Source organism: Hydrogenophaga sp. FG152 (assembly GCF_057809615.1).
Genome location: NZ_JBMDKH010000021.1, coordinates 37,501 through 54,845 on the forward strand (window position 1 = coordinate 37,501; position 17,345 = coordinate 54,845).

The window sequence follows — 17,345 nt, forward strand, 5'->3', positions numbered from 1 at the left end:
GCGCGGCCGGCCAACGTGCTGGTACTCGACGAGCCCACCAACGACCTGGACATCGACACGCTGGAGCTGCTGGAAGACCTGCTGCAGCAGTACGAAGGCACGGTGTTCCTGGTCAGCCATGACCGGCGCTTCCTGGACAACGTGGTCACGAGCACCTTGGTGTTCGAGGGCGAAGGGCGCTGGCGCGAGTATGTGGGGGATGTGCAGGACTGGCTGACCCAGTCGGCGCGGTCGGCCGCCCTGCAGCGCGAGCGCGAGGCGCCCACCCCACCGCCGGCGGCCCCGGCCGCCAAACCGGCCCCTTCGGCGCCCGCACCAGCACCCGCCAGGAAAAAGCTAAGCTACAAGGAACAGCGGGAGTTCGACGCGCTGCCTCAGTTGATCGCGGCCCTGGAGGCCGAACAAGCCACCATTGGCAAGGACCTGGAGAATGGCCAACTATTTCACAGCGATCCCGCCCGCGCGGCTCAACTTGGCGCCCGGCATGCCGAAGTCGAGGGGGAATGGCTTCAGGCGCTGGAGCGCTGGGAAGCGCTTGGCGGCAGCTGAGGGCCCGGCACGGGAACCCTAGGCCTTCGCACCACCTCACACACGCCCATGACGCCCGATCGTCTCGCCTTTGACTTGCAACGCACGCTGGACGAGCTTCAGCAGGAGCGCGAGCGCACGCAAAGGTTGCAGGGCGAACTGGAGCACCAGAGCCGCGAGCTCGACCGCCTGCGCAGCATCGCGCACCGCGAGTCCAACAGCCGCCTCCTGGCCGAGGAAGCGCTGGACGAAGCGCGCGACCGCCTGCAGCTCGCGGTGGACGCCGCCGGCCTGGCACTGTGGGACTGGCAACTGCCCGCCACCCAGGTGTTCCTGACGGCGCGCTGGGGCGAACTGCTCGGCGACATCGCCGCCGATGGCTACTGGGAGGCGATCGACCTGCGCGCGCGCCTGCACCCCGACGACATCGAGCCGCTGCGCGTGCAGGTGATGGCCTTGCTCGAAGGCCGCAGCCAGCGCGCCGTGGTGCAGCACCGGGTGCGCGCTTCCGAAGGCTGGCGCTGGGTCGAAACGCACGCCATGGTCGCCGAGCACGACAGCAAGGGCCAGCCCCTGCGGCTCATGGGCACCCTGGCCGACATCGGCGAGCGCAAGCGCATCGAGCAGGATGGCGAGCGCGCCCGCGAATTGACCGAACAGGCCAGCCGGGCCAAGAGCGAATTCCTGGCCAACATCAGCCACGAGGTGCGCACGCCCCTCAACGCGTTCATGGGCCTCACGCGCATGCTGATGGATTCGCCGCTCAATGCGGACCAGTCCAGCTGGCTGGCGCTGATGGACAACTCAGCGCACGAGTTGCTGGACCTGCTCAACAACCTGCTGGATCTCTCCCGCATCGAAGCCGGCCAGTTCGACATCGAGAACGTGCGCTTCGACCTGCACCAGGCCCTGGAACAGGCCATCGTGCCGTACGCCGAGCAGGCGGGCGAACAGGCTTTGGACTTCCGCTTCGAACTGCCACCGGCCCTGCCCCAATGGGTGATGGGCGACGCCGTGCGATTGCGCCAGGTGCTGAACCACCTGCTCTCCAACGCGCTCAAGTTCACGCCCCGCGGCGGCCGGATCGAGGTGCGCATCCAGCCGATCGAGCCCGCGGGCCAGGCCCCGAAGCGGCTGCAGCTGCAGGTCCGCGACAGCGGCGTGGGCATCGCGCGCGAACACCACGCCACCGTCTTCGACGCCTTCACGCAGGCCGACGCCTCCACCGCGCGCCCCTATGGAGGCAGTGGCCTGGGCCTGGCGATCTGCGCGCAGCTTGCCCGGCTCATGGGCGGCGAGATCGACCTGCAGAGCGACCCCGGCGAGGGCAGCACCTTCACCCTGACCCTGCCCTTGCGCGAGCTGGACCAGAGCCCGCTCAGCGCCTCGGCCGAGCTGCAGGAGGTCGCGCAGGCCGGTGCCCGCTATGTCGGCCTGGTGGTGCTGCTGGCCGAAGACCACCCGGTCAACGAACTGATGATGCGGCAGCTGCTGCTGCGCCTGGGCTGCATCGTGCGCGTGGCGCGCGGTGGCGTGCACGCCATCGCCCAATGGGAACAGGGCGGCATCGACCTGGTGCTGATGGACGTGCAGATGCCAGGCATGAGTGGCCTGCAGGCCACGCACGAGATCCGCGACATCGAGACCCGCCGCAAGCTGCCCCGCACGCCCATCGTGGCTGTGACGGCCAATGCCATGCCGGGCGACCGCGAAGCCTGCCTGGCCGCCGGCATGGATGGCTATACCGCCAAGCCGGTCAGCCCGCAGGCGCTCATCAAGGAAATGGACCGGGTGCTGAAGCTCGACGACGGCCTGGCCGAGCCCGAGCAAGCCCCGGCCACACCCGCACCGGCCCCGGTGACCATCCCCGCCCCCATCGTGCCCAGCACCGTGTCGGGCGCGCGCGCCGCCGCCACGCACCTGGAGGCGCTGGACGTCGAGAAACTGCTGCGCCGCCTGGATGGCGACCAAGAGACGCTGGGGCAACTGGCCCAGGCCATGCGCGCCGACCTGGCTTCGCGCCAGAGCGAACTGCAGAAGGCGCTTCAGACACGCGATTCGGCCGCGGCCGTGGCCCACGCGCACGGCCTCAAGGGCTCGCTGGGCAGCATGACCGCCGAGCGTGGTGCGCGCCTGGCCAAGGGCCTGGAGCTGGCCGCCCGCTCGGGCGACTGGCACTTGTTCGCGCGCGCCCTGCCCTTGATGCAGGCCGAAGCGCGCCAGATCGACCGCGCGCTGGCGGACATCCTGCAGGCGCGCGGCCGCGACCTGTTCGACACCAAGCTCTAGCCAGCCTCAGGGCTCAGCCCGAGGCCTTCAGGCGCGAGAACACGCGCCAGAACGCCGCGTCCTGCGTGGTCGTGAAGTTGATGCGCATGAGGGTGCTGGGCGCCCGCGCGGCATGGAACAGCGCACCGGGCGCGATCAGGTAGCCCTCGTCCAGCATGCGCTGCGCCAGCGCGTCGGTGTCCACCCCGGTGTCAACCCAGCCGAACAGCCCCACCGGCTCGGCCGCGAAACTGCAGCCTGCGCCCAGCGCCAGCTTCACGCTGCGCGCCCGCGCGGCATCGAGCCGGGTGCGGATGCGCTCGGCGTGGCGCCGCAACTGGCCCTGCTCGATGCACAGCGCCAGCGCCCTCTCCAGCAAGGAGGGCGTGGTCAGCGTGGACAGCAGCTTGGTGTCGAGCAGCGGCTCCACCAGCGCCGGCGGCGCGGCAAGGTAACCGATGCGCCAGTTGGGCGCGAGGATCTTGGCGAAGCCGCTCACGTAGATGGTGCGCTGCAGGCCGTCGAGCGCGGTCAGGCGTGTGGCGTGTTCGGGCGCGATGTGGCTGTAGGTGTCGTCCTCGACGATGTGGAAATTGTGCCGGTTGGCCAGCTGCAGCAGGCGGTGCGCGCTGCCCGGCGACAGGCAGTAGCCGGTCGGGTTGTGGAACACGCTCACGCTCACGTACAGCTTGGGCTGGTGCACCTCACAGTACTTCGCCATCACCTCCAGGTCGGGCCCGTCGGCGCGGCGCGGCACCGGCAGGATGCGCATGCCCAGCGCGGCCAGCCGGGCGAACTCCACCGCCCAGCCAGGCTCCTCCACCATCACCGGATCGCCCGCGCGCAGCAGCGTGCGGCTCACGATGTCCAGCGCGTGCGTGGCGCCCACGGTGGTGATGATGTGCTCCGCATCGGCATGCACATTGAGCGAGGCCAGCTTCTGCGACAACACCCGGCGCAGGCTGCTGTCGCCCATCGGTTCGCCGTATTGAAGCGAGAAGTCCTGCAAGGCGCGCGTGCCGGTGACCTTGCGCACGGCGGCCGGCATGAAGGTCGACTCCAGCCAGTCCGGCGGAAACACGCCCATGCCCGGGTGCGGCTTGTTGCTGACCTTGTGGAACATGCCGCGGATCAGCGCCGTCGCGTTGATGGGCGAAGCCCCGCCGCCGGCCCTGGCGGCAGCGGCCTTGGTTTCGCTCGACTGACCGTCGGCGCGCGGCGTGGGCATTTCGCGCACGAAGAAGCCCCGGTTCTTGCGCGCCTGCACCAGGCCTTGCGCGAGCAGCTGGTCATAGGCGGCCACCACGGTGGAGGGACTCACGCCGTGCTGCTGCGCGCACTGGCGCACCGAGGGCAGGCGCGCACCGGGCGCCAACAGGCGGCTGCGGATGCGGTCGGCGAAGCGCACGGCGAGCTGCTCGGTCAGGGATTGTGCGGGGGTCTTCATCAGCATGTCGGGGGCATCCTTCCAGCGCCTGTACTGTCGCATCGACCAATACAGACTCGCAACTGCGCCGGTCAACTGTATTGGTTGTGTACTGGCGCAAAAGCGTACATTGAACCTCCCGTGTTGACAAGCCCATCATCCCTCCGATCTTCATGAGCGCCACCGAGCTGACCGCCCTGCTGCTGTTCTGCACCGCGATGAGTTTTTCGCCGGGGCCGAACACCACGCTGTCCACCGCCCTCGCGGCCAACCTGGGCCTGCGGCGCGCCTTGCGCTTCTGCTTCGCGGTGCCCACCGGCTGGACGCTGCTCATGCTGGCCTGCGGCCTCGGCCTGGGCGCGCTGGTGCTGGGTGTGCCCGCGCTGCGCTGGGGCGTGAAGCTGCTGGGGGTGGCGTACATGCTGTGGCTGGCCTGGAAACTGGCGGGCGCCTCCAAGCTCTCCGAGGTCGACGCCTCGCGCCTGAACGTCAGCTTCCTGCAAGGCGTGGGCCTGCAGTTCCTCAACATCAAGGCCTGGATGCTGGCGCTCACGCTCACCGCCGGCTGGGTGGTCAACGCCGCCGGGCAGCCTGCGCCCAACCCGGGTCAGCGGCTGGCCATCATCTGCGTGGTGATGGTGTTCTTCGCCTTCACCAGCAACCTCACCTACGCGGTCGCCGGCTCGCTGCTGCGCCAGTGGCTCACGCAGGGCACGCGCCTGGTCTGGTTCAACCGCGTGCTGGCCGCCGTGCTGGTGGCCACCGCCCTCTGGATGTTGACGGTATGAACACCCACAGCCTGCCCGCACCGCGCTGGATCGACCGGCCCGCCAACAAGGGGCTGGTGCTCGGCCTGCTGGGCGTGGTGATCTTCGCGCTCACCCTGCCCATGACGCGGCTGGCCGTGGGCCCGGTTGATGCGCCCCAGATGTCCGGCGTGTTCGTCGCACTGGGCCGCGCCGTGGTGGCGGCTCTGCTGTCGGTCGCCTTCCTGGTCGCCACGCGCGCGCCGCTGCCGCGCCGCGAAGACCTGCTGCCGCTGGCCATCACCTCGGCCGGGGTGGTGTTCGGTTTTCCGCTGTTCACCTCGGTGGCCATGCGCTATGTGGAAGCGGTGCACGCCAGCGTGATCGTGGGCGTGCTGCCGCTGGCCACGGCGGCGGTGGGCGCGCTGCTGCACCGCCAGCGGCCCTCCGTCGGCTTCTGGGCCTGCGCCGCCCTGGGCAGCGCGCTGGTGGTGGGCTTTGCGGTGCTGCGCTCGGGCAGCGCCGGCCTCACGCTGCACCCGGCCGACGCGCTGCTGCTCGCCGCCATGCTGTTCGCCGCCGTGGGTTATGCGTATGGCGCACGCCTGTCGCAGCGCATGCGCGCCGAACACGTCATCTGCTGGGCCTTGGTGATCGCCCTGCCGCTCACCCTGCCCCTGGCCGCCCTGACCCGGCCGCAGGCGGTGCTGCAGGCCTCGGCCTGGTGGGGTTTCGCCTACACCGCCGTGTTCTCGATGTGGATCGGTTTCTTCGCCTGGTACCGCGGCCTGGCCCTGGGCGGCACGGTGCGCGTGAGCCAGGTGCAGCTGGTGCAGCCCTTTCTCGGCATGCTGTTCGCCGTGCCCTTGCTCGGCGAACGGCTCGACGCCGTCACGCTGGGTTTTGCGATTGCGGTGATCGCCACCGTCTTCATTGGAAAGAAAATGCCGGTACACGCCAGCGCGCCCACCGAACGAGTTTGAACGGAGACCTTCATGAAACCCAACGACCTGCCCACCACGCCCACCACCGCCATGCCCTGGACCCTGGCCCGCCGCGCCGAACGCATGAACCCCTCGGTGATCCGCGAGATCCTCAAGGTCACGGAGAAGCCCGGCATCATCAGTTTCGCCGGCGGCCTTCCCTCGCCCAAGACCTTCCCGGTGAGCGCGTTCGCCGACGCCTGCGCCAAGGTGCTGCGCGAAGACGGCCTGGCCGCCCTGCAGTATTCGGCCAGCGAAGGCTACGGCCCGCTGTGCGAGGCCGTGGCGGCGCAACTGCCCTGGGACGTGGACCCGGCGCAGGTGCTCATCACCACCGGCAGCCAGCAGGGCCTGGACCTGGTGGCCAAGGTGCTGATCGACACCGACAGCCGCGTGCTGGTGGAAACGCCCACCTACCTTGGCGCGCTGCAGGCCTTCACCCCCATGGAGCCCACCATCGAAGCCGTGGCCAGCGACGCCGAGGGCGTCGACGTGGGTGACCTCGAACGCCGGGTGGGCAGCGGCGCGAACCGCGCGCGTTTCCTCTACGTGCTGCCCAACTTCCAGAACCCCACCGGCCGCAGCATGAGCGAGGCCCGCCGCGCCGCGCTGGTGGCCAGCGCGGCCGCGCACGGCCTGCCAATCGTGGAAGACAACCCGTATGGCGACCTCTGGTTCGATGCACCGCCGCCGCTGCCGTTGAGCGCGCGCAACCCCGACGGTTGCATCTACCTGGGTTCGTTCTCCAAGGTGCTCGCACCCGGCCTGCGGCTGGGTTTCATCGTCGCGCCCAAGGCGGTTTTCCCCAAGCTGCTGCAGGCCAAGCAGGCGGCCGACCTGCACAGCCCAGGCTTCAACCAGCGCATGGTGGCCGAGGTGCTCAAGGATGGTTTTCTGGACCGCCATGTGCCCACCATCCGCGCGCTCTACAAGAGCCAGTGCGCGGCCATGCTGGCCAGTCTGGCGCAGGAGATGCAGGGCCTGGACGTGCAGTGGAACTCGCCCGACGGCGGCATGTTCCTCTGGGTGCGCCTGCCCGAAGGCATGAACGCCATCGACCTGCTGCCGCGCGCGGTGGACAAGGGCGTGGCCTTCGTGCCCGGCGCCGCGTTCTACGCCGACGAACCCGATCCACGCAGCCTGCGCCTGAGTTTCGTCACCGCCAGCGTGGAGCAGATCCGCATCGGCATCACCGCGCTGGCCCAGGCCATCCGCGAACAACCGAAGGCCTGAGCCCATGCTGCAGCTGTGGGGCCGGCTGAGCTCGATCAATGTGCGCAAGGTCGTGCTGTGCGCGCAGGTGCTGGGCCTCGAGCTGCCGCGCACCGACGCCGGCCTGACCCACGGCATCGTGGACACGCCCGACTACCGCGCGCGCAACCCCAACGGCCTGGTGCCGCTGCTGCAGGACGGCGACTTCACGCTCTGGGAATCGAACGCCATCGTGCGCTACCTGTGCGCGCGCGAAAACCGGCTCTACCCGAGCGATCTGCGGCAACGCTTCGATGCCGAGCGCTGGATGGACTGGCAGCAGACCACGCTCAACCCCGCAGGCAGCCCGGGCTTCAAGCAGTGGATCCGCACACCGGCCGCGCAGCGCAACGCCCAGGTGATCGCGCAATCGGTCGCCGCCACCGAGCCGCTGTTCGCCCTGCTCGACGAGCACCTGTCGCGCCAGGCCTTCATGGCCGGCGATGCGCTCACCATGGCCGACATCCCCATCGCCTGCGAAGTGCACCGCTGGTGGGGCCTGCCACAGCCGCGCCCCGCGTGGCCGCACCTCGAACGCTGGTACGCCGGCTGGCTGGCCCGGCCCGCGAGCCGCGGCGTGCTCGACCTGCCCCTGTCCTGACGAACCCGGAGAACCTTCCCATGGCCCAACGCCCCTTCAAGCAAGTCGACGTGTTCACCGAGACGCCCTACCGCGGCAACCCGCTGGCCGTGGTGCTCGATGGCACCGGCCTGAACACCGAGGCCATGCAGCAGTTCACCGACTGGACCAACCTCTCGGAGTGCACCTTCGTCCTGCCGCCCACCGACGAAGGCCACGCGGCCGGCGCCGACTACCGCGTGCGCATCTTCTGCCCCGGCCGGGAACTGCCTTTCGCGGGCCATCCCACACTGGGCACCTGCCACGCCTGGCTGCAGGCTGGCGGCCAGCCCCGGGCCGACGCCCACGTGGTGCAGGAATGCGGCGTGGGCTTGGTGCGCATCCGGCGCGATGGCGAGCGCCTCGCGTTTGCCGCGCCGCCGCTGCGCCGCAGCGGCCCGCTCGACGAGACCGACGTCGCCCTGATCGCGCGCGGCCTGGGCCTGGCGCGCGATGAGATCGTGGCGCACGCCTGGTGCGAGAACGGCCCACCCTGGCGTGGTGTGATGCTGCGCTCGGCCGAGCAGGTGCTCGCGGCGCGGCCCGATGCGCAAGTGCTCGCCGGGCTGGAGATCGGCCTCGTCGGCCCCCAACTCGCCGGCTCGGACACCGCCTTCGAGGTGCGCGCCTTCTTCCATGGCCACCAGACGCTGAGCGAAGACCCGGTGACCGGTAGCCTCAACGCCGCCGTGGCGCAATGGCTGATCGGCGCGGGCATGGCGCCACCGGACTACGTCGCCGCGCAAGGCACGGCCATGGCGCGCGCCGGGCGCGTGCACATCCACCGCGACGCCGAGGGCACCATCTGGGTCGGCGGCGCCTCAGTGACCTGCATCGAAGGCGAGGTGACGCTGTGACCTGCGGGAGAGGCCATGGCTGAGCCCCGGGCGCAGATCGACCACCTGGTGGTGGCCGCGCGCACGCTTGACGAGGGCGTGGCCTGGTGCGAAGCCACGCTGGGCGTCTCGCCCGGCCCGGGCGGGGAACACCCGCTGTTCGGCACCCACAACCGCCTGCTTCGGCTCGATGGGGATGAGGCGCCCGATGCCTATCTGGAGGTCATCGCCATCGACCCGCGCGCCACGCCCGGCCGCGCACCGGGCCAGCGCCGCTGGTTCGACCTCGACGACCCCGCGCTGCAACAACGCCTGCAGCGCCAGGGGCCGCAACTGGTGCACTGGGTGGCGCGCGTCGCCGACATCGACGCCGCCCTCGCGGCGCTGCGCGCCATCGGCATCCAGCGCGGCCCCGTCGTCAGCGCCTCGCGCCAGACACCGCAAGGCCTGCTGCAATGGCGCATCAGCGTGCGCGACGACGGCCAGCGCCTCTTCAATGGCGCGCTGCCCACGCTGATCCAGTGGAGCGGCACCCACCCCACCCGGCACATGCCCGCCAGTGGCGTGGCGCTGCGCCGCCTGCACCTGCGCCACGCGGGCGCCGCCGGGCTGCGCGCGGCCTTGCTGGCCGTGGGCCTGCCGGGCATCACCGTGAGCGACGGGCCGGCTGGCCTCGCGGCAGAACTCGACACCCCGGCCCACGGCCGGCTCAGCCTGCTGTCCCCGCCGTGAACCACCTGCTGCCAACCCTGCACGACATCGAGGCCGCCGCGCAGGTGGTCTACCGCGAGTTCGGCCCCACGCCACAGTACCGCTGGGCCACGCTGAGCACGCGCCTGGGCACCGACTGCTGGGTCAAGCACGAGAACCACACGCCGGCCGGTGCGTTCAAGATCCGCGGCGGACTGACCTACTTCGACCAGCTCAAGGCGCACGGCGAGCTGCCGCGCGAGGTCATCAGCGCCACGCGCGGCAACCACGGCCAGAGCATCGGCTGGGCCGCGCGCGCGCATGGCGTGGCCTGCACCATCGTCGTGCCGCGCGGCAACTCGGTGGAGAAAAACGCCGCGATGCGTGCGCTCGGCGTCACGCTGATCGAGCACGGCGACGACTTCCAGGCCAGCCGCGAGCACGCCATCGAGCTCGCCGCCGCACGCGGCGCGCACATGGTGCCGAGCTTCCACCCCGATCTGCTGCGGGGCGTGAGCACCTACTGGTGGGAATTCTTTCGCGCCGTGCCGGCGCTCGACATCGTCTACGTGCCGATCGGCCAGGGATCGGGTGCGTGCTCGGCGATCGCCGCCAAGCTGGCGCTGCGACACCCCGTGCGCATCGTCGGCGTGGTCAGCGCCCACGCCACCACCTACGCGGCTTCACTGGCCGAAGGCCGGGTTGTCGAAGCGCCCGTGACCACCACACTGGCCGATGGCATGGCCTGCCGCGTGGCCGACGCCGCCGCGCTCGAGGTGCTGCGGCCGCACCTGGAGCGGATCGTGCAGGTCAGCGACGCGGAAGTCGCGCAGGCCATGCGCATGCTGTTCGCCGACACCCACAACGTGGCCGAAGGCGCGGGCGCCGCCAGCTTCGCCGCCGCCTGGCAGGAGCGCGCCGCGCTCCCGGGCCAGGTGGTGGGCACCACCCTGAGCGGTGGCAACGTGGACAGCGCGGTGCTGGCCGGCGTCCTGGCCGAGGGCTGACTCTCGCGCGGCGAATCAAGCAGAATGGGCACCCGGCAAAAAACGCGGAGTGCAACGCATGTTCGATCTGAGTGAAAGGGTGCAGGCCTGATGGAAGCCACCGTGATGTGGCGCTGCCTGGTGGTGGAAGACGACGCGGACAACGCGCGCTACATCGCCAATGGTTTCCGCGCGCTCGGCCACGTGGTCGTGATCTGCCGCGATGGCATGGAAGCGCTCGGCCGGGCCACCAGCGAGCAGTGGGACCTGATCATCCTGGACCGCATGCTGCCCAACGAGGTGGACGGCCTCTCGATCCTCGCGACCCTGCGCGGCCTGGGCAAGAAGACACCCGTGCTGGTGCTCAGCGCGCTCAGCGCCCTGGACGAACGCGTGCGCGGGCTCAAGGCGGGGGGCGACGACTACCTGACCAAACCCTTCGCTTTCTCCGAACTCGCCGCGCGGGCCGAGGCCCTGGTGCGCCGCTCGCGGCCGGGCCCGGCGATCCGCACGCTGCAGGTGGCCGATCTCAAGCTCGATCTCGCGAGCCGCCATGTCGAGCGCGGCGGCCGGCCGGTGGCGCTGCAGCCGCGCGAGTTCCGCCTGCTCGCCTACCTGATGAGCCACCCCGGCCAGGTGCTGACCCGCACCATGCTGCTCGAAGCCGTGTGGGACTACCAGTTCGATCCGCAGACCAACGTGATCGACGTGCAGGTCAGCCGGCTGCGCGGCAAGCTCGATGCGGGCGGTGCGCCACCGCTGATCCACACCGTGCGCGGCATCGGCTACCGCATCGCCGCCGACGACGACCCAGACAGCGCCGCATGATCGGCCAGCTGGGCGGACTCTGGCGCTCGGTCGGTTTTCGCCTGGCGTTCTCCTACGGTTTCCTGGTCGCCGTCACCATGCTGGCCGCCCTGGCCATTGTCTACCTGCAGACCGTCGGCGTGCTGCACCAGCGCATGGCGCGGCAGGTAGGCCTGTCGACGCAGCAGCTGATGGCGGACATGAACGAGGGCGGCACCGCGGCGGCGGCGGCGGCCATCACCCGGGCGCTGACGGACGGCCGCGACTCTGACAGCGAGATCTACCTCTTGACCGACCGAGAGGGCCACCGGCTCGCGGGCAACCTCGACCGCGCCCCCGACGCCGCCGCGAACACCGGGCCGACCCAGCGGCGCGTGGAGCGCGACGGGCGCAGCGTGAACGCCTACCTGGTCATGCGCACCCTGCCCTACGGCGGCGTGCTGGTGGTCGGGCAGGACCTGCGGGACCAGGAGCTGATCGAGTCCCTGGTGGCGAGCGCGAGCGCGGCCGCCGGCATCGTGGCCGTGCTGCTGCTGATCGGCGGCACCTTCGTGTTCCGCCAGGAACTCGAGCGCAGCGTGAGCGCGGTGCGCCTCACGGCCAAGCGCATCGCCACGGCCGGCGAGCTGCGCGAGCGCGTCGCGGAGTCGGGCGCGGACGATGAGTTCGCGCTGCTCAACCGCGAGATCAACACCATGCTCGACCGCATCGAGTCGCTGATGGACGGCGTGCGCCACGTCTCCAACACCATCGCGCACAACCTGCGCACGCCGCTCACGCGCATCCTCGTGCGCCTGCGCCACGCGGAGCAGGCCGACACGGCCCCGGCGCAACGCCGCGAGGCCATCGGCGCGGCCATTCGCGAGATCGAAGAGCTGACGCTGGTGTTCGAGAAACTGTTGCAGATCGCCGAGGCCGAGGCCGGCGCGCGGCGCCGCAGCTTCACGCCGGTGGCGCTCGACGTGGTCGCCGCCGACGTGGTGGAACTCTACGAGGCCGTTGCCGAGGCCCAGGACGCCGTGCTGAGACACGAACCGGCCGACGAGGTGCAACTGCCCGGCGACCGCGACCTGCTGGCCGGCGCGCTGGCCAACCTGCTCGACAACGCGCTCAAGTACGCCGGCCCGGGGGCGGTGATCCAGGTGGGCACGCAGGAGCTGCCCGATGGCGTGCGGCTCAGCGTGCAGGACAACGGCCCCGGGGTCCCCGATGCCGAACTCGCGCGCCTGGGCACGCGCTTTCACCGCCTGCAGCCGGACGGCGCGCCGGGGCATGGCCTGGGCCTGGCCAGCGTGCAGGCCGTGGTGGCCCTGCATGGCGGGCGCCTGCATTTCGAGAACGCGGCACCGGGCCTGCGCGCCGTCATCGAACTGCCGCGACCCAACCGCTGACGCGGCAGCGCGACGGCCGCGGCCGACATTGCCAAATGGCAATGTTTTGGTCACCCACACACGCCCACGGTCTTCTTACCATCGCGCGGCGCACGTCCTGTGCCCTCGCCGAGCCCTGTCCAGGAGCCGGCGATCAACGCCATTTCAGGAGACATCGTGAGAATCAAGAGTCAGAGAGACTTTGCCTCGGGCGTGCTGTTCAGCGCGTTCGGTGTGGCCTTCGCCTGGGGTGCCACCACCTACAACGTGGGCACCGGTGCCCGCATGGGCCCAGGCTATTTCCCGCTGGTGGTGGGCGTGCTCATCGCCATCATGGGTGTGCTGATCACGCTCAAGGCCCTGACGGTGAAGACCGAGGATGGCGAGCCGATCGGCCGCATCGCCTGGCGCCCCCTGATCTTCATCATCGGCGCCAACCTGATCTTCGGCGTGCTGCTGGTGGGTGTGCACAGCTGGGGCCTGCCGGCCATGGGCCTGATCGTCGCGATCTACGCCCTCACTTTCGTCGCCAGCCTGGCGGGCGACCAGTTCAAGGCCAAGGAGGTGCTCGTGCTCGCCACCGTCCTGGCGATCGGCAGCTACATCGCCTTCGAACTCGCGCTCAAGCTGAACTTCCCGATCTGGCCGGCCTTCATCGGCTGATGCGCGTGACCACGACCCCCACCAGACAAGAACCATGGATCTGATCACCAACCTCTCGATCGGTTTCGGCGTCGCCTTCACGGCGCAGAACCTCATCTACGCCTTCGTCGGCTGCCTGCTGGGCACGCTGATCGGTGTGCTGCCCGGCATCGGCCCGGTCGCCACCATCGCCATGCTCCTGCCCGCCACCTACGGCCTGCCACCGGAAGCGGCGCTGATCATGCTGGCCGGCATCTACTACGGAGCGCAGTACGGCGGCTCCACCACCGCCATTCTGGTCAACCTGCCCGGCGAAGCGTCCTCGGTGGTGACCGTGATCGACGGCTACCAGATGGCGCGCAAGGGGCGGGCCGGGCCCGCGCTGGCCGCCGCCGGCCTGGGCTCCTTCTTCGCGGGTTGCGCCGGCACCCTGATCCTCGCGGCCTTCGCGCCGCCTTTGACCGAAGTGGCGTTGAAGTTCGGCCCGGCCGAGTACTTCTCGCTGATGGTGCTGGGCCTGATCGGCGCCGTGGTGCTGGCCTCGGGCTCGCTGCTCAAGGCGGTGGCCATGATCCTGCTCGGCCTGGCCTTCGGCCTGGTGGGCACCGACGTGAACTCCGGCGTGGCGCGCTACAGCTTCGACATCCCCGAACTCACCGATGGCATCAGCTTCATCGCCATCGCGATGGGCGTGTTCGGCTACGGCGAGATCATCGCCAACCTGGCCACGCCGTCGGACCAGCGCGAGGTCTTCACGGCCAAGGTCAAGGGCCTGATGCCGACCAAGGAAGACTTCCAGCGCATGACGCCCGCCGTGCTGCGCGGCACGGCCCTGGGCTCGGTGCTGGGCATCCTGCCCGGCGGCGGCGCGCTGATGTCGGCCTTCGCCTCGTACACGATCGAGAAGAAGATCAAGCTCAAGAAGGGCGAAGTGCCGTTCGGCCAAGGCAACATCCGCGGCGTGGCCGGCCCCGAGTCCGCCAACAACGCCGGTGCGCAGACCTCGTTCATCCCGCTGCTCACGCTGGGCATTCCGCCCAATGCCGTGATGGCGCTGATGGTCGGTGCCATGACCATCCACAACATCCAGCCGGGCCCGCAGGTCATGACCAGCAACCCGGAACTGTTCTGGGGCCTGATCGCCTCGATGTGGATCGGCAACCTGATGCTGATCGTGCTCAACCTGCCCTTGATCGGCATGTGGATCAAGCTGCTGACGATTCCCTACAAGTGGCTATTCCCGGCCATCGTGCTGTTCTGTGCCGTGGGTGTGTACTCGGAGAACAACAACACCTTCGAGATCTGGATGGTCGCCATCTTCGGCGTGATCGGCTACCTGTTCCACAAGCTCAAGTGCGAGCCGGCGCCGCTGCTGCTGGGCCTGATCCTGGGACCGATGATGGAAGAGTACCTGCGGCGCGCGCTGCTGATCTCGCGCGGCGACTGGAGCGTGCTGGTCACGCGCCCGATGTCCGCCAGCCTGCTGGCCATCGCAGTGGTGCTGCTGGTCGTGGTGCTCCTGCCTTCGGTCAAGGCCAAGCGCGAAGAGGCGTTCGTGGAGGATTGAGACTCCCCCCTGCGCCGCTTCGCGGCTTCCCCCCTCTCTGGCGCGCCTTCGGCGCTGGGAGGGGGGACGGCATCTTGGGCCGGCGAAGCCGGACCCTTGATGCCCCTGGAGTGGAGTGGCCTCTGCGGATGCCGCTGGGTGGTGTCGCTTCAGTCCTGCTTGACCAGGCGGGCCACCACCTCGCAGAAGGCCTCGACCGCATCGGTCTTGAACACGACCTCGCGCACGCCGGCCGCCTTGGCCTCGGCCTGCAGCTCATCGGTGATATAGCCGGAGGCGACGGCCACCGGCAGTTTCGGGTTGATCGCCAGCACGGCGCGCGCCACGTCGAGCCCCGACATGCCCGGCATGTTGTAGTCGGTCAGCAGCAGCTGGAAGGCCTCGGGCTGCTCGCGCACCGCGTTCACCGCCAGTTGCTGGTCGGTGAAGGACGTCACGCGGTAGCCCCGGCGCTCCAGCAGGCGGCGCACCAGGAAGACCAGCGTGTCGTCGTCGTCGAGGTACAGGATGTGGGGCTGGTCCGCTGGCGGGGCGTCGGCCATGGGGGGGGTCTCCAAAAGGGCGGTCTCGGCGCCCTCGGGTGGGCGAGGGGCCATTGTGACGGGATCGGCGCCCGTATGTCCAACCACGGGATCAAGGGCCAGCTCGGGCGGACCATCGGGCGCCGCGGGGAAGTAGAGCGTGAAGGTGGTGCCCTTGCCGGGCCGGCTCTCGACATCGATGGCGCCCCCGTGCACCTGCACGATGCCCAGCACCACCGGCAGGCCCAGGCCGGTGCCGCGCCCCACCACCTTGGTGGTGAAGAAGGGCTCGAAGATGCGGCTGCGCACCGCCTCGGTCATGCCGCAGCCATTGTCGCTCACCCGCAGGCGCACCGCATCCACCCCGGCTTCGGCGCAGGCCTGGGCCACCTCGGTGGGCAGCCGGGGGTCGTGGCCCTTGAGGCCGTCGAGCTGGCACTCGACCCGCCCCGGGCGGCCTTCGAGCGCATGCACGGCGTTGGTGCCCAGGTTGATCAGCACCTGGCCGAGCTGGGTGGCGTCGGCCAGCAGGGTCGGCGTGTCGGGGTGGCACTCGTGCAGCAGTTGCACGTGCGGCGGCATGGCCGCGCGCATGAGGTTGCAGGTCTCGGTCAGGATGGCGCCCACGTCCACGCGGGTGCGTTCGGCCGGCTGCTGGCGGCTGAAGGCCAGGATCTGCCGCACCAGCTCGCGGCCGCGGCGCGCGGCCGTGCTGATCTCGTGCAGGCTTTCGCGCGCCGGCGCATCGTGCGTGAGGTCCTGCCGCGCGAGGTCGGCGTTGCCCAGGATCGCGGCCAGGATGTTGTTGAAGTCGTGCGCCACGCCACCCGCCAGCGTGCCCAGGGCCTCCATCTTCTGCGACTGCGAGAGCTGCGCCTGCAGGGTCTTCTGCTCGGCCTGCGCGGTCTTGAGCGAGGTGATGTCGATGAAGGTCAGCACCACGTGGCGCAGACCGCCCTGCGCGTTGTTCTCGGGGTAGGCATTGAACAGGGCCCAGTGCACCTCGTTGCCGTTGCCCACCGGCACACCCACCACCACGCTCTTGACCGGCTGGCCGGTGGCCAGCACGCGCTCGAACGGCATGTCGTGGCGGCGCATGGGCTGGCCGTCCTCGCGCAGCATCTGCCAGCCCGGCCCGGTCGGTTCGGGCAAGGCCGTGTTGGCGCCGCCCGGGCTCCAGCCGAAGAAGCGGCGCGCCGCGCTGTTGATGCTCGAGAGCGTGTGGTTCGGCCGGAACACCATCACCCCGGCACTGAGGTTCTCGATCAGCGCGCGCGAGTCCGCCTCGCGGATCAGCAGGCCCTGGCGTGCGCGATCGCCTTCGAGCCGCAGCCGGTAGGTCACGAGCGCGCCGTAGAGCACCACGCGCAGCAGGCCTGCGAGCAGGAAGAAGAACACCGTGACCGGCGCCACCTGCGACAGCGGCAGGCCCGCCACCGGCCCGGCCAGGGCGAACAACAGCATGGCGACGAACTCCACCGCGGTCAGCAGCTTGAGGGCCTGCATCTCGGGCACGCGCCGCTGCGGGTCGGCGCTCACCATGTCCCGGTACGCCATGCCCATGACGATGAGCACCGCCAGCGCGAACACGGCCTGGCGCGCCTGCGGCAGGTCCCACACGAAGATGAACACGGACTGCAGCGCGGCCACCACCAGGCCGGCCGCGGCCACCCGCGCCACCGGCTGCAGGAACTGCAGGTGGCTGCGAAGGCCCATCCAGGCCAGCAGGGGCGCGATGCACAGGGCCGTGTTGCCGATGCCATAGGCGAGGAAGTCGGGCACGCTGCTTCGCAGCCACAGGCCCAGCGAGCCCAGGATGGACACCGTGGCCGACAGCGACCACCAGCCTGGCCCCCCGATGGTCGGGTAGCGGCGCAGCAAGCCAAAAAACGCGAGGGCCGTGAGCCCATCGATGCCGACCCGCATCGCGAGCAGGGTGGGCATGTCAAACAGCATGGCAACGGGAAAAGACGCACATGCCGACGATTGAAGCACAGGGCCTGTGCCGCCTAGCAAGGGAAAAAGACCGCAAAGCCGCGCGAGTTCGGGCGACCGACATCCGTCACGGTTGCGGGGGCAGACACCTGCGCGACTGCCGGGCGGCT

General features: G+C 70.1%; 15 protein-coding genes (1 of these 15 running past the window's edge). 13 read left to right on the top strand and 2 right to left on the bottom strand.

Features of this window, described 5'->3' with window-relative positions; genetic code table 11:
- Both abc-f and ACODTB_RS21935 read left to right on the top strand, forming a co-directional pair.
- Positions 1–549: the 3' end of a ribosomal protection-like ABC-F family protein gene (gene abc-f / locus ACODTB_RS21930; protein WP_488929722.1), read on the top strand. Its footprint begins 1,350 nt before the window's first position; the window shows 549 of its 1,899 coding nt (coding positions 1,351–1,899); its start codon lies beyond the left edge, outside the window; the stop codon is at positions 547–549.
- Between the two features lie 48 nt (positions 550–597).
- Positions 598–2,817, top strand: a complete 2,220-nt coding sequence (locus ACODTB_RS21935; protein ID WP_291119821.1) for a PAS domain-containing hybrid sensor histidine kinase/response regulator — start codon at positions 598–600, stop codon at positions 2,815–2,817.
- Between the two features lie 13 nt (positions 2,818–2,830).
- On the opposite strand, the gene ACODTB_RS21940 is transcribed toward ACODTB_RS21935, so the two are convergent.
- Complete coding sequence (locus ACODTB_RS21940) at positions 2,831–4,249, bottom strand: aminotransferase-like domain-containing protein (protein ID WP_291119824.1); 1,419 nt, start codon at positions 4,247–4,249, stop codon at positions 2,831–2,833.
- A gap of 146 nt (positions 4,250–4,395) precedes the next feature.
- Between ACODTB_RS21940 and ACODTB_RS21945 the strand changes: the two genes are divergently transcribed.
- The 11 genes from ACODTB_RS21945 to ACODTB_RS21995 all read left to right on the top strand — a co-directional run bounded on the left by ACODTB_RS21945 (position 4,396) and on the right by ACODTB_RS21995 (position 14,719).
- Entirely contained in the window at positions 4,396–5,010 is a 615-nt protein-coding gene (locus tag ACODTB_RS21945; RefSeq protein WP_291119826.1) for a LysE family translocator, read from the top strand.
- Complete coding sequence (locus ACODTB_RS21950) at positions 5,007–5,951, top strand: DMT family transporter (RefSeq protein WP_291119828.1); 945 nt, start codon at positions 5,007–5,009, stop codon at positions 5,949–5,951. The genes ACODTB_RS21945 and ACODTB_RS21950 overlap by 4 nt, the downstream gene beginning before the upstream one ends.
- A 12-nt stretch (positions 5,952–5,963) precedes the next feature.
- Positions 5,964–7,184: an aminotransferase-like domain-containing protein gene (locus ACODTB_RS21955; RefSeq protein WP_488929723.1), complete on the top strand. Its 1,221-nt coding sequence runs from the start codon at positions 5,964–5,966 to the stop codon at positions 7,182–7,184.
- A 4-nt stretch (positions 7,185–7,188) separates the two neighbouring features.
- Positions 7,189–7,803, top strand: coding sequence for a glutathione S-transferase family protein (locus tag ACODTB_RS21960; protein ID WP_291119833.1), 615 nt, complete (start codon positions 7,189–7,191; stop codon positions 7,801–7,803).
- Between the two features lie 20 nt (positions 7,804–7,823).
- Entirely contained in the window at positions 7,824–8,678 is an 855-nt protein-coding gene (locus ACODTB_RS21965; protein ID WP_291119836.1) for a PhzF family phenazine biosynthesis protein, read from the top strand.
- Between the two features lie 15 nt (positions 8,679–8,693).
- Positions 8,694–9,389 carry a VOC family protein gene (locus tag ACODTB_RS21970; protein WP_291119839.1) on the top strand — a complete coding sequence of 232 codons (696 nt, stop codon included), beginning with the start codon at positions 8,694–8,696 and terminating at the stop codon, positions 9,387–9,389.
- On the top strand, positions 9,386–10,354 hold the full coding sequence (locus tag ACODTB_RS21975) for a threonine dehydratase (protein WP_291119842.1): 969 nt from the start codon (positions 9,386–9,388) through the stop codon (positions 10,352–10,354). The genes ACODTB_RS21970 and ACODTB_RS21975 overlap by 4 nt, the downstream gene beginning before the upstream one ends.
- Before the next feature lie 105 nt (positions 10,355–10,459).
- Positions 10,460–11,161, top strand: a complete 702-nt coding sequence (locus tag ACODTB_RS21980) for a response regulator transcription factor (RefSeq protein ID WP_291119869.1) — start codon at positions 10,460–10,462, stop codon at positions 11,159–11,161.
- On the top strand, positions 11,158–12,531 hold the full coding sequence (locus ACODTB_RS21985; RefSeq protein WP_488929724.1) for a HAMP domain-containing sensor histidine kinase: 1,374 nt from the start codon (positions 11,158–11,160) through the stop codon (positions 12,529–12,531). Before ACODTB_RS21980 ends, ACODTB_RS21985 begins: the two co-directional genes overlap by 4 nt.
- Before the next feature lie 156 nt (positions 12,532–12,687).
- Positions 12,688–13,173, top strand: a complete 486-nt coding sequence (locus ACODTB_RS21990; protein WP_291119848.1) for a tripartite tricarboxylate transporter TctB family protein — start codon at positions 12,688–12,690, stop codon at positions 13,171–13,173.
- A gap of 34 nt (positions 13,174–13,207) precedes the next feature.
- Complete coding sequence (locus ACODTB_RS21995; protein WP_291119850.1) at positions 13,208–14,719, top strand: tripartite tricarboxylate transporter permease; 1,512 nt, start codon at positions 13,208–13,210, stop codon at positions 14,717–14,719.
- 149 nt (positions 14,720–14,868) lie between these two features.
- Here the strand turns inward: ACODTB_RS21995 and ACODTB_RS22000 are convergent, their stop codons facing one another.
- Positions 14,869–17,184, bottom strand: coding sequence for a hybrid sensor histidine kinase/response regulator (locus tag ACODTB_RS22000; protein WP_291119853.1), 2,316 nt, complete (start codon positions 17,182–17,184; stop codon positions 14,869–14,871).
- Positions 17,185–17,345 lie beyond the last annotated feature (161 nt).

Coding starts and splice junctions, on each gene's coding strand:
- ACODTB_RS21935 (WP_291119821.1), top strand. CDS start 598: ATGACGCCCGATCGTCTCGCCTTTGACTTGCAACGCACGCTGGACGAG.
- ACODTB_RS21940 (WP_291119824.1), bottom strand. CDS start 4,249: ATGCTGATGAAGACCCCCGCACAATCCCTGACCGAGCAGCTCGCCGTG.
- ACODTB_RS21945 (WP_291119826.1), top strand. CDS start 4,396: ATGAGCGCCACCGAGCTGACCGCCCTGCTGCTGTTCTGCACCGCGATG.
- ACODTB_RS21950 (WP_291119828.1), top strand. CDS start 5,007: ATGAACACCCACAGCCTGCCCGCACCGCGCTGGATCGACCGGCCCGCC.
- ACODTB_RS21955 (WP_488929723.1), top strand. CDS start 5,964: ATGAAACCCAACGACCTGCCCACCACGCCCACCACCGCCATGCCCTGG.
- ACODTB_RS21960 (WP_291119833.1), top strand. CDS start 7,189: ATGCTGCAGCTGTGGGGCCGGCTGAGCTCGATCAATGTGCGCAAGGTC.
- ACODTB_RS21965 (WP_291119836.1), top strand. CDS start 7,824: ATGGCCCAACGCCCCTTCAAGCAAGTCGACGTGTTCACCGAGACGCCC.
- ACODTB_RS21970 (WP_291119839.1), top strand. CDS start 8,694: ATGGCTGAGCCCCGGGCGCAGATCGACCACCTGGTGGTGGCCGCGCGC.
- ACODTB_RS21980 (WP_291119869.1), top strand. CDS start 10,460: ATGTGGCGCTGCCTGGTGGTGGAAGACGACGCGGACAACGCGCGCTAC.
- ACODTB_RS21985 (WP_488929724.1), top strand. CDS start 11,158: ATGATCGGCCAGCTGGGCGGACTCTGGCGCTCGGTCGGTTTTCGCCTG.
- ACODTB_RS21995 (WP_291119850.1), top strand. CDS start 13,208: ATGGATCTGATCACCAACCTCTCGATCGGTTTCGGCGTCGCCTTCACG.
- ACODTB_RS22000 (WP_291119853.1), bottom strand. CDS start 17,184: ATGCCCACCCTGCTCGCGATGCGGGTCGGCATCGATGGGCTCACGGCC.